12 protein-coding genes are annotated in these 11,845 nt (G+C 29.0%); 6 read left to right on the forward strand and 6 right to left on the reverse strand.

What is annotated here, in order from left to right; all coding sequences use genetic code 11:
• The 3 genes from RDX53_RS06460 to RDX53_RS06470 all read left to right on the forward strand — a co-directional run.
• On the forward strand, window positions 1–509 hold a 509-nt coding region (locus RDX53_RS06460; RefSeq protein ID WP_307993872.1), incomplete at its 5' end, for a DUF4982 domain-containing protein.
• A 289-nt stretch (window positions 510–798) separates the two neighbouring features.
• Entirely contained in the window at window positions 799–3,039 is a 2,241-nt protein-coding gene (locus RDX53_RS06465; protein ID WP_307993873.1) for a glycoside hydrolase family 2 TIM barrel-domain containing protein, read from the forward strand.
• 293 nt (window positions 3,040–3,332) lie between these two features.
• Entirely contained in the window at window positions 3,333–4,391 is a 1,059-nt protein-coding gene (locus RDX53_RS06470; RefSeq protein ID WP_195930786.1) for a PotD/PotF family extracellular solute-binding protein, read from the forward strand.
• A 71-nt stretch (window positions 4,392–4,462) separates the two neighbouring features.
• On the opposite strand, the gene RDX53_RS06475 is transcribed toward RDX53_RS06470, so the two are convergent.
• The 6 genes from RDX53_RS06475 to RDX53_RS06500 all read right to left on the reverse strand — a co-directional run bounded on the left by RDX53_RS06475 (window position 4,463) and on the right by RDX53_RS06500 (window position 9,946).
• Entirely contained in the window at window positions 4,463–5,710 is a 1,248-nt protein-coding gene (locus RDX53_RS06475; protein ID WP_195930785.1) for an NAD(P)-dependent oxidoreductase, read from the reverse strand.
• Between the two features lie 168 nt (window positions 5,711–5,878).
• Entirely contained in the window at window positions 5,879–7,381 is a 1,503-nt protein-coding gene (locus RDX53_RS06480) for a protein adenylyltransferase SelO family protein (protein WP_307993874.1), read from the reverse strand.
• A gap of 225 nt (window positions 7,382–7,606) precedes the next feature.
• On the reverse strand, window positions 7,607–8,110 hold the full coding sequence (gene queF, locus RDX53_RS06485; RefSeq protein WP_195930783.1) for a preQ(1) synthase: 504 nt from the start codon (window positions 8,108–8,110) through the stop codon (window positions 7,607–7,609).
• Between the two features lie 16 nt (window positions 8,111–8,126).
• The gene (gene queC, locus RDX53_RS06490; RefSeq protein ID WP_195930782.1) at window positions 8,127–8,801 is read right to left on the reverse strand and encodes a 7-cyano-7-deazaguanine synthase QueC; all 675 of its coding nucleotides are present in this window, start codon (window positions 8,799–8,801) and stop codon (window positions 8,127–8,129) included.
• A gap of 52 nt (window positions 8,802–8,853) precedes the next feature.
• Window positions 8,854–9,516 (reverse strand): putative 7-carboxy-7-deazaguanine synthase QueE, encoded by a 663-nt coding sequence (queE, locus tag RDX53_RS06495; protein WP_307993875.1) that lies wholly within the window; start codon window positions 9,514–9,516, stop codon window positions 8,854–8,856.
• A 1-nt stretch (window position 9,517) separates the two neighbouring features.
• Window positions 9,518–9,946: a 6-carboxytetrahydropterin synthase gene (locus RDX53_RS06500; protein WP_307993876.1), complete on the reverse strand. Its 429-nt coding sequence runs from the start codon at window positions 9,944–9,946 to the stop codon at window positions 9,518–9,520.
• Window positions 9,947–10,256: 310 nt separating this feature from the next.
• Between RDX53_RS06500 and RDX53_RS06505 the strand changes: the two genes are divergently transcribed.
• From RDX53_RS06505 to RDX53_RS06515, 3 genes are all read left to right on the forward strand, one after another.
• Window positions 10,257–10,616: a VOC family protein gene (locus tag RDX53_RS06505; protein WP_295675835.1), complete on the forward strand. Its 360-nt coding sequence runs from the start codon at window positions 10,257–10,259 to the stop codon at window positions 10,614–10,616.
• A gap of 13 nt (window positions 10,617–10,629) precedes the next feature.
• A complete protein-coding gene (locus RDX53_RS06510; RefSeq protein WP_307993877.1) occupies window positions 10,630–10,869 on the forward strand; it encodes a DUF1653 domain-containing protein in 240 nt (79 codons plus the stop codon).
• 88 nt (window positions 10,870–10,957) lie between these two features.
• The gene (locus RDX53_RS06515) at window positions 10,958–11,635 is read left to right on the forward strand and encodes an HAD family phosphatase (RefSeq protein WP_307993878.1); all 678 of its coding nucleotides are present in this window, start codon (window positions 10,958–10,960) and stop codon (window positions 11,633–11,635) included.
• The last annotated feature ends 210 nt before the right edge of the window (window positions 11,636–11,845 follow it).

Below are 11,845 nucleotides of genomic sequence, written 5' to 3' on the forward strand. Positions count from 1 at the left end.
CTGTTTACTCAAATCAACCAGAAGTAGAGTTATTTGCTAATGGTGTTAGTTTAGGAAAACAAACTTCACCAGAACACTTCTTCTATTTTGAAGTACCAAATATAGGTGAAACTACTTTAGTAGCTGTAGCTGGTGAATGCAGAGATGAAAGCTTCATAAGAAAAGTAGAAGTATTCAATGAAGATTATCGATTAAAAGAAACAGGAGCTATATTAAACTGGTTTGATATTAATGAAAGAGAAGGATACTTATCTCTTAACAGTAAAATAGAAGATATAATGAAATCAGAAGAAGGCGCAAAATTATTTATGGAATTTATGAAGAGTGGCGGTTCTGGTTGGGGAAATAACTCAACAAATGAAACTGAAGAAGAAGTAAAGAAAAAAATGAAGATGTTAGGAGCATTTAAAGTTCTTAGATATATAAGTCTTCTTAGTGCTACAAATGTAGACTTTACAAAAGAACAATTACTTGACTTAAATGATAAATTAAATCAAATTGCACAATAAAATACTAACTTTTTAAAATTATAAATGAAAACGACTTATATATAAGTCGTTTTTATTTTTAGAATAAGACAATAAATATCGGATATATTAATAAAAAAAACGTATATATTGATGAGGAAAAACGTTTTTTGTGATATAATTAACATACTGTTAAATAAAGTAATAACACAAAACGACATAATTAAGTATTATAGTTATTACTTATGATATAAATATAATATTCTAACTTTACTTTGTTTAGAATATAATATTAAATTTTGACATATAAAATGAGGGGAGAAGGATATATATGAGACAAATATATAATTTCAACACAAAATGGGCATTCTCTAAAGAAGCTTTAGAAGCTCCAACTACAATGCCTGAAAGATGGAACTGGGTTAATATACCTCATACTTGGAATGATATAGATGGACAAGATGGTGGAAATGACCTTTATAGAGGAACTGCTTTCTATGCAAAAGAACTTGAAAAAATGGATTTACCAAAGGCTGATAGATATTTCTTAGAAATACAAGGGGCAAATTCTTCAGCAATATTATATGTAAATGGTAAAAAATTAGCTAACCACGACGGAGGTTATTCAACTTGGAGAGTTGATATAACTGATGTATTAGAAGATAAAAACTTATTCGTATTTGAAGTAGATAACTCTCCAAATGATAGAGTATATCCACAAAATGCAGACTTCACTTTCTATGGTGGTATATACAGAGATTTAAATATAATCGCTGTAAGTGAATCACACTTTGATTTAGAATACTACGGAACACCTGGTATAAAAGTAACTCCAGAAGTAGTAGGTGAAAATGCTAAAGTTGAAGTTGAAGTATTCGTTAAAAACGTAAAAGAAAATCAAAAATTAGTATATACATTAAAAGATGCAGAAGGAAATGTTGTTGCAGAACAAGAAACACCTGCTTCACAAACTGTAGCATCTTTCGAAATAGAAAACGTACATTTATGGCATGGTAAAAAAGATCCATATCTATACACTGCAGAAGTTTGTTTAAAATCAGAAGATGAAGTTTTAGACAACGTAAGCGCAAGATTTGGATGCCGTACTTTTGAAATACACCCAGAAAACGGATTTATATTAAATGGGGAAGAATATCCATTAAGAGGTGTATCTCGTCACCAAGATAGATGGGGAGTAGGTAATGCATTACTTAAAGAACATCACGACGAAGATATGGATTTAATATGTGAAGTTGGAGCAACTACAATAAGACTTGCTCACTACCAACATGACCAATACTTCTACGATTTATGTGATGAAAGAGGTATGGTAGTATGGGCTGAAATACCATACATATCAACTCATATGCCAAATGGTAGAGAAAACACAATAACTCAAATGAAAGAATTAGTAGTTCAAAACTACAACCATCCATCAATAGTTGTATGGGGATTATCAAATGAAATAACAATGCATGGTGATTCTGATGAAGATTTAAGAGAAAACCATGTAATATTAAATGATTTAGTTCATGAAATGGACAAAACTCGTTTAACAACTATGGCTTGTGTATCTATGTGTAGCATGGATGACCCATATGTTCAAATACCAGATACAGTATCATACAATCACTACTTCGGATGGTATGGAGGAGATACTTCTCAAAATGGACCTTGGTTTGACGAATTCCATGCTAAATATCCAAACATACCAATAGGTTGTAGTGAATATGGTTGTGAAGCATTAAACTGGCATACTTCTGACCCACAACAAGGTGACTATACAGAAGAATATCAAGCATACTACCATGAAGAATTAATCAAACAATTCTTCACAAGAAAATATATGTGGGCAACACATGTATGGAACATGTTTGACTTCGGTGCAGACTCAAGAAATGAAGGTGGGGAAAATGGACAAAACCATAAAGGTTTAATGACATTTGACCGTAAATATAAAAAGGATTCATTCTACGCTTACAAAGCTTGGTTATCAGATGATCCATTCGTACACATCTGTGGTAAAAGATATGTAGACAGAGTAGAAGAAACTACAAAAGTAACTGTTTACTCAAACCAACCAGAAGTAGAGTTATTTGCTAATGGTGTTAGCTTAGGAAAACAAACTTCACCAGAACACTTCTTCTATTTTGAAGTACCAAATACAGGAGAAACTAATTTAGTAGCTATAGCTGGTGAATGTAGAGATAAAAGTTTCCTTAGAAAAGTAGAAGTATTCAACGAAGAATACCGTCTAAAAGAAAAAGGAGCAATATTAAACTGGTTCGACGTAGTAGCACCAGAAGGATATTACTCTCTTAACAGTAAAATAGAAGACATAGTTAAATCTGAAGAAGGAGCTAGAGTATTCTCTGAAATCATGGCACCAGCTGTTGGTGGAATTATGGGTGGAAAATCAGAACAAACTGACATGGGACCTATGATGAAAATGTTAGGAAGCTTCACAGTTCTTAGATTAACATCACTTCTTGGAGCATGTAATGTAACTTTAACTAAAGAACAATTACTTGAAATGAATGCAAAATTAAATGAAGTTGCTGTAGTACAATAGTATAAAATATTTTCATAACAAATTATATATAATTAAAGGGCGGCCATTTTGGTCGTCTTTTTCTTATGTAGAAAAATAAATGACAATGTAAAAATTAAATATATTTTTTAAAATTATAAATTTATAGAAGAAATTTGGGTAAAAATTATAGCGATAATATTATTAATGTTATTAGAAGTAAGGATTTTCTTATTTAGTATCGAATATATTAAGAGAAAATAATTATTTTTAATGATATAATTTAGTATCTAAATACTGATAAGAGGAGTTTATTAAATTGAAAGGAGTATATTATGAAAAAATTATCAAAAATATTAGTTATATCGCTATGCATAATGATGATGACTACATTATTATCAGGTTGTAGCAAAAAACAGCAAGAACAAATTAATTTTTTCAATTATGGAGAAAATATCGATGATGAAACTATAAAAGAATTTGAAAAGAAATACAACATCAAAGTAAACATGGAAACTTTTGATGATATGGAAGCTATGTATCAAAAAATAAACAGTGGTGCAGGTCAATATGATGTTGTTTTAGTATCAGATGCATTAATGCCTAGAATGATTGAAAAAGGTTTAGTTCAAGAATTAAATAAAGAAAACATACCAAACATATCTCAAATGGATGAACAATATCTAAATTTAGATATGGATCCAGGAAATAAATATTCAGTACCATATATGTTCGGTACAGTAGGACTTATATACAATAAAGATGTAGTAAAAGAAAAAGTAGATAGTTGGGATATACTATGGAATGAAAAATATAAAGATCAGATTTTTATGTTTGATACATATAGAGATACAATAGGTGTAGCATTAAAGAAACTAGGATATTCTTTAAACTCAACTAATAAAGACGAAATAAACGAAGCCAAAGAATTATTATTAGAACAAAGAAAGTTAATCAATCCTATATATGGTGTAGATAACGGAACAACTATGATACCAGCTGGTGAAACTAATATAAATATGATTTGGTCTGGAGAAGGTCTAAATCTTCAAGATGAATATCCAAACTTAGTGTATATTGTACCAAAAGAGGGAGCAAACTTCTGGATTGATAGTTTATGTATAACTTCAAATGCTAAAAATGTAGAAGGTGCAGAAAAATTCATAAACTTTGTCAGCGATAAAGAAAGTGCATTAAGAATAGCTGATGAAATAGGGTATACAACACCAAATAAAGAAGCTAGATTAGCACAACCAAAAGAAATTCAAGATAATCCAAATGCTTATATGACTAAAGAGATTATGAGTAGATGTGAATTATATAAAGACTTTGATTTAAAGACTAAGCAAATGTATGATGATGCATGGACTGCTATAAAAATAGATAATAATTAAGGTTCCACATGGAACAATAAAAAACAGTATTGAGTGTCTAATTAGATTTTCAATACTGTTTTTTTTATTTATTAAATTGCTGCTTCTTCAGCTACTTCTTGTAAATATTCATGCATAGATTCACTAACTATTTTAGCTGAATTTACGGCTTGTATTACAGTACTTGCACCAAGAACAACATCTCCACATGCAAATACGCCTTCTTTTGTAGTATGACCTTTTTCATCTGTTTCGATATGACCACGTTTAGTAGTATCAACACCTTTATTATTAACTACTATAGTATTTTTAGGTGCTTGACTTACAGCTATTAAGATAGAGTCACATTCAAATAAATATTCACTATCAGGGACAATAGATACACTACTTCTTCCGTCAACTTCTACTTTTTCTGTACGAGCAAGGATTATACCTTCATCTACAATTTCAACAGGAGCTTCAAATGTTTTGAATAAAACTCCTTCATTTTGAGCTTCTGATATTTCATGTTTTGTTGCTGTCATATCTTCAAAGTTACGTCTATAAGCTATATAGACTTCTTCTGCACCATTTCTTTTTGCAGTTCTAGCAGCATCCATAGCCACGTTACCTGCACCGATAACTACAACTTTTTTACCTAAAGAGTAGTATTGTGGACTTTTTAAATAATCTATAGCGTAATGAGAATGACCAAACGTTTCACCTTTTATATCAAGTCTTTTTGGATTCCATACTCCTGTTCCGATAAAGATTGATTTATAACCGTCTTTAAATAATTTATTTAATGTTACTACAGGACCTACGATAGAATTTATTTTTATTTTAACTCCAAGGTCTAAAAGACGAGCAACTAGTAAATCTATTAATTTTCTAGGTAATCTGAATTCAGGAATACCATATGCTAATACCCCACCAATTCTTTCATTTTTTTCAAATATTGTTACATCATATCCTCTTTTAGCAAGATCAAATGCAACAGTAAGACCAGCTGGTCCAGAACCTATGATAGCTACTTTTATTCCGTTGCTTTCAGGTTTTTCAAATTTTGTAGTTTCTAAATATTTCGCTGAGATTTCCTCTTCAATTGAATGGAAATGAACAGGTTCTTTTTTTATACCTCTTATACAGTTTCCTCTACATTGTCTTTCGTGCGGACATACTATTGCACAAATAACAGATAAGGGATTGTTATTAAATAATATTTCCCCTGCTTTTTCGATTTCCCCATTCTTATATAACTCAATTACTTGAGGAATTGGTGTATTTATAGGGCAGTTAGTCTGACATCTAGGCTTTTTGCAAAGAAGGCAGTTTTGAGCTTCTTGTAAATTATTTATCATTGTAAACCTCCTTAGTTCCCAATTTATAGTATTAATATTATATCAGAAATATACTGTGTATTGAATACACTAGATTTTGAAATACAAATAAAAATGGGGTAAATAGGACATAAAGTAAGCATAAAAAATAAGCGTTATATTGTAGTGTTATAACGCTTATTTTTAAAATTAAGTTCCACAATAAGTTCTATAATTACATTGTGGAGTAGATGGGAGTTTAGCATATTCCTTTTGAAATTCCGAATGCTCAAATGGATTAGATAAAGCTTTTAAAAGATTATTCATTACAGAAAAATCTCTATTATTAGCTGCTGATAAAGCTTCTTCAACTCTATGATTTCTAGGAATAACTGCTGGATTAGAGTTTTTCATTAAGTCGAAAACTTCATCTTTTGATTTGTTTTGAAGAGTGAGTGTTTCTTCCCATTTCTTTTTCCAATTTATAAATTCCTCACTTATAAACATTCCTTTTTGAGGCAAATCATTGAATGTCAGAGCTATAAATGTGTTAGTATAATCTTCTTTATATTTTTGCATCATATTAAGTAGTTCATTTAATAAATCAATGTCACTAGTTTTTGGCTCAAATATTCCTATCTTAGAACACATTTCATGACTTAGATTAGACGTAGCAAGATTGATAAATTTAGATAAAGAGTTTTGTGCAAGTTCGATAGCTTTATTTTCATCAGAATTTATTAGTGGAAGTAGAGTCTCTGCTAATCTATATAAATTCCAATTTACGATGGCAATTTGATTTTTATATGCATATCTACCATTTGTATCTATAGAGCTAAATACAGTATCAGGATTATAGACATCCATAAATGCACAAGGTCCATAGTCTATAGTTTCACCACAAATACTCATATTATCTGTATTTAAAACACCATGTATAAATCCGACACTTTGCCATTTAGCAACAAGTGATGCTTGGAGTTTTATAACTTCATCTAAAAGATTTATATATTTATTTTCGTTGTTTTCTAAAAAGGGGAAATGTCTTTTAATTGTATAATCTGATAGTTTTTTTAGTTTTTCATAATCAAGCATATATGCCGCATATTCAAATGTTCCGAATCTAATATGGCTAGATGCAACCCTTGTTAATATGGCACCTTGTTGAATAGTTTCACGATATACATTTTCGCCAGTCGAAATAACAGATAGACTTCTAGTAGTAGGAATCTTTAGTCCATGCATTGCCTCGCTGATGATATATTCACGCAGCATAGGACCAAGCACAGCTCGACCATCGCCATTTCTAGAATAAGGTGTTCTTCCAGAGCCTTTAAGTTGTATATCAAATCTCTGATTAGATGGAGTAATTTGTTCACCAATCAATAATGCACGACCATCACCGAGCATTGTAAATCCTCCAAATTGATGACCTGCATATGCTTGGGATATATATGCGCCATCTGGGATTTTTATATTTCCAGACATAATATATATGCCTTCTGGTGATTTTAGAAAATCTGTATTTAATCCTAGAGAGTTAGATAATTCATTGTTTAATATGACTAATTGTGGTGATTTTACAGGTTGTAGATTTGCAGGGCTGTAGAATTCTGGGGGAAGTTCAATATATGAATTATCAAAATTAAATCCAGTATTAGAAATTTTATTTATCATAAATATTTTGAGTAAATTATAAAAATAATTACTCATATCCTCCCTTCATATTTTTGTTTATTTTAATAATATACCCTTAAAAATAGATAAAATAACTTGAGTATATTATTAACTATGAAGAAAAATTGGATAAAAAGTATATTATATAATGTATAAATTTTAAAAATGAAAAAGACAATAAATAAACGATACCTAAAAATAAGATAGGGAGGTTTTACTTATCGTCTTTTTATATATTTTAATTTATATCAATATTTTTTATTATCTATTATCAACTTTTTCAGGATATAAGTCGTGATTCATCATTCTATGTTCGGCCATTTTTTCATATTTTGTGCCTGGGATTCCATAATTGCAATATGGATCTATACTTATTCCGCCTCTTGGAGTGAATTTACCCCAAACTTCTATATATTTTGGAGACATTAATTTTATTAAATCCTTCATTATTACATTCATGCAGTCTTCGTGGAAATCACCATGATTTCTAAAACTAAATAAGTATAGTTTTAAAGATTTACTTTCAACCATTTTTTCACCTGGTATGTAACTAATATATATTGTTGCAAAATCAGGTTGTCCTGTTATTGGACATAAACTTGTAAATTCAGGACAGTTGAATTTAACAAAGTAGTCATTGTTTGGATGTTTGTTATCAAATACTTCTAATATATCTGGGTCATAACCAAATTTATATTTAGTTCCTTGGTTACCAAGTAAGCTTAAACCTTCTAATTCTTTATCTTTTCTTCCTGTTTCTAACATATATAAATACCTCTTTCTATTTGCAAAGTTCTTCTTTTTGTTTTAAATAAGTTTCTAAGCCATTTTGTCTTAGTTTGCATGAAGGACATTCACCACATCCATCACCGATTATTCCGTTATAGCAAGTAAGAGTTTTTTCTCTTACATATTCAAGTTTTCCGTATTTATCCGCAAGTTCCCAAGTTTGCGCTTTATCTAACCACATTAGAGGAGTATGCATTACAAAATCATAATCCATAGCTAGGTTTGATGTTACATTTAACGATTTTATAAATACATCTCTACAGTCAGGATATCCACTAAAGTCAGTTTCACATACACCTGTAACGATATGTCTAGCATTTTTTGTTTTTGCTAATATGGCTGCAAAAGTTAAAAATACCATATTACGTCCTTCAACAAAAGTAGATGGAAGTTCGCCTTCTTCGCCATCTTTAATTTCTATATCATCACGAGTTAGTGCATTTGGTGCTAATTGATTAAGTAAATCCATATCTAATATATGATGTTCTATTCCAAGTTCATTAGCTATATTTTTTGCACATTCTATTTCTAGTTTATGTTTTTGGTTATAATTAAAAGTTACAGCAATAACTTTATCAAATCTTTCTAATGCCCAAAATAAGCAAGTAGTAGAATCTTGTCCCCCACTAAATACAACTACAGCATTATTATTACTATTATTATTCATAATTTATCTCCTTTAAATTTTATATTTCCGTTCACATATTAATATTTAGGTATTAAACACCTTTCATATTAGGGTCCCAGATAACCTTATGTAATTGGACTTGAAGTTTAACTTTGTTTAAGTTTTTATCTTTCATAAACTCAACAATATCTTCTAAATTAATAGAATTAAAAACTGGGCTGAAATAAACTAAACATTTATTTGTTAAATCAAATTTATTGATTAAGTTATATGCCTCTTCAAGATCCTCATTACTTCCTAATACGAATTTATAGACATCTTTACTATTAACATGATTGAAATTTTCTAATTTCATAAGATGAGTCATATCACTAGAGTTTAGTTTATAGTCTAATATAAAGATGATATTAGGATATTTTTCTTTGAATGGAAGAATATCTATAGCTCCGTTTGTTTCTATATGAACCACAAGAGTTTTATCATCATTTAATAATGATAAAACTTCGTCTATATTCTTTTGAAACAGAGGTTCACCACCTGTTAATGTTACGTTTGAAACACCTGTACTTTTTATGTAATCGTAAATTTTTTCTGCAGATAAAACTTCTGTGATTTCACTTTTATCAAAAGAATAAGTAGTATCGCACCATGAACATCTTAAGTTGCAACCTTGGAATCTTATAAAAGTAGCAAGCTCGCCAGCGGTTGGACCTTCACCGTCTATCGAAACGAATTTTTCTATAATATTAAACATCTTATTCCTCCGAATATGTACAACTATTTGTTGGTGTTTCGAATAATTCTACTTCGCTAACATTTAGTCCCATATCTTTTAATTTGTAAAAAATATCTCTACTCATTTCTTCTGCAGTAGGTCTATATGGAACTAATAGAACTTTAAATGCATTTGGTAATTCGCTCAAATTTTGCGCTACCAAACGACCATCTTCATTATCCTCGATGACTAATTTATGATCATATAAATTTTCTATTTCTTTTAATTTAGATTTTATATTTCCAAAATCATCAACCATTCCTCTAAGTTGTCCTTCTTGATGAAGTGTTTCACTTTTAACTGAAACTATTAATTTATATCTATGACCATGTATGTTTGAGCATTTTCCCTCATAGCCACTTAAGTAGTGGGCCATATCAAACTCAATTTGACTTTTTATTTTAAACATATTTACCTCCCGAAATATCTATGTTGATTATTAATACATGTTCATTATCTTGTCTAAATTTTTTAAGCATAAATTATAAATAAAAAAAGGCTTATTTTTTGGCACTATAAAACTAGTACGAAAAAATAAACCTTTTTTCATTCAATAGCCTAGTTTTATTTATAGACAGGATGGTCTAAATGAACTGTCTTTCAATTTTAATACCATAATACATTACCATAAAAAATTGGAAATGTAAAACATTTGTTGGAAAAGGTTATAATGTATAATATAAATAAACATTAAAAATATTAAATTTAGAGGTGAAAAAATGAGATATGCACATACAACTATAATAGTAAGTGATATAGAGAAATCGATACAATTTTATGAAGAAGTAGCTGGTCTAACAATACGAAATAAATTTAGCGCTGGTTCAAAAACTTTAGCATTTTTATCTGATAAAGATGGAGATACACAAATAGAACTTATACAAGATGAAAATGAAAAAATATACTCAGGAAGTGGTATATCGATAGGGTTTGAAGTAGAAAATGTAGAAGAATATATGGAAAAACTAAATTCAATGGGATATCAAACTACTGATATAATATCACCAAATCCAAAAACTAAATTTTTCTATGTAAATGACCCAGACGGACTAAAAATACAATTAATAGAAATGAGATAAAACGGAGAAAATTATGACTAGAAAAATAGAAGTACAAAGACCATACAGACACTTTAAAGGAAAATTATATTATGTTCACAATATCGTGACACATACTGAAACAGAAGAAGTTCTAGTTTCATACCAAGCATTATACCCACCATATGGGATGTTTGTCAGACCTCTTGATATGTTTATGGAAGAAGTTGAAGATGGAAGAGAAGACAATATAACAAATCAAAAATATAGATTTGAATTATATGATGGAAAATAATTAATATCTAAAACCTATGTAATTATAGAAAAATCTATATTCATAGGTTTTTTAAATATTTAAGACAATTAATATAGAAAGGAAGAATATGATACTAGATAGAATTATTCATAATAAAAAATTACTTATATTTGATATGGACGGAACTTTATTAGATTCAATGAAACTTTGGAAATATCTTGGGAGGATATATCTACAAAGTAAAGGTAAATTAGCTCAAGATAATTTAGAAGAAGTAATCGATATAATGACATTAAATGAATCAGCTTCTTACTTAAAAAGTACATACAACCTAAATGAGAGTTTAGATATAATCGAAAATCAGATATTAGATATGATAGAAGATAAATATTTAAATGAAATACCATTAAAAGAAGGCGTAAAAGAGTATTTAATACAGTTAAATAAAATGGGATATAAGATGTGTATATTAACTACATCACAAAAAAATCAAGCTCTAGCAGCATTAAAAAGAACAGAAATATTAGACTTATTTGATAAGGTTTATACAGATAAAGATTTTGAACTTAGTAAAAGAAATCCACAAATATATCTACAAGTTTGTAGAGATATGAATGAAAAACCACAGGATACAGTTGTATTTGAAGATGCGTTGTATGCTGTTGAAAGTGCTAAATTGGCACATTGCAAAGTAGTAGGTATATATGATGAATACTATAAAGATGATTGGAATAAGATAGTTTCGATGTCTGATGAGAGTATTTATAGTTTTGAGGATGTATTGAGTGGAGTAAAAAAAGTATAATTATATTTTAAAATTATGTTATATACTGGCTTAAAAAGAAAAAATATTTTAGAATGTATATTTTGGGTATCTATTATCAAAATAATAAAAAATAGTTTTATAATTGTTGTTAAAATTGTGTAATAAGGTATAATAATATAGTAAACAGTTGAAAATATACAAAAAATAAAGAAAAAATATAGAAATATTTAATGACATAGAAATAATAAT

The sequence above is a fragment of the uncultured Intestinibacter sp. genome (genome assembly GCF_902468165.1).
Lineage (GTDB): Bacteria > Bacillota > Clostridia > Peptostreptococcales > Peptostreptococcaceae > Intestinibacter.

Bases quoted from the DNA above. Each gene is read 5' to 3' on its own strand.
- RDX53_RS06465 (WP_307993873.1), top strand. From the start codon at position 799: ATGAGACAAATATATAATTTCAACACAAAATGGGCATTCTCTAAAGAA.
- RDX53_RS06470 (WP_195930786.1), top strand. From the start codon at position 3,333: ATGAAAAAATTATCAAAAATATTAGTTATATCGCTATGCATAATGATG.
- RDX53_RS06475 (WP_195930785.1), bottom strand. From the start codon at position 5,710: ATGATAAATAATTTACAAGAAGCTCAAAACTGCCTTCTTTGCAAAAAG.
- RDX53_RS06480 (WP_307993874.1), bottom strand. From the start codon at position 7,381: ATGAGTAATTATTTTTATAATTTACTCAAAATATTTATGATAAATAAA.
- queF (WP_195930783.1), bottom strand. From the start codon at position 8,110: ATGTTAGAAACAGGAAGAAAAGATAAAGAATTAGAAGGTTTAAGCTTA.
- queC (WP_195930782.1), bottom strand. From the start codon at position 8,801: ATGAATAATAATAGTAATAATAATGCTGTAGTTGTATTTAGTGGGGGA.
- queE (WP_307993875.1), bottom strand. From the start codon at position 9,516: ATGTTTAATATTATAGAAAAATTCGTTTCGATAGACGGTGAAGGTCCA.
- RDX53_RS06500 (WP_307993876.1), bottom strand. From the start codon at position 9,946: ATGTTTAAAATAAAAAGTCAAATTGAGTTTGATATGGCCCACTACTTA.
- RDX53_RS06505 (WP_295675835.1), top strand. From the start codon at position 10,257: ATGAGATATGCACATACAACTATAATAGTAAGTGATATAGAGAAATCG.
- RDX53_RS06510 (WP_307993877.1), top strand. From the start codon at position 10,630: ATGACTAGAAAAATAGAAGTACAAAGACCATACAGACACTTTAAAGGA.
- RDX53_RS06515 (WP_307993878.1), top strand. From the start codon at position 10,958: ATGATACTAGATAGAATTATTCATAATAAAAAATTACTTATATTTGAT.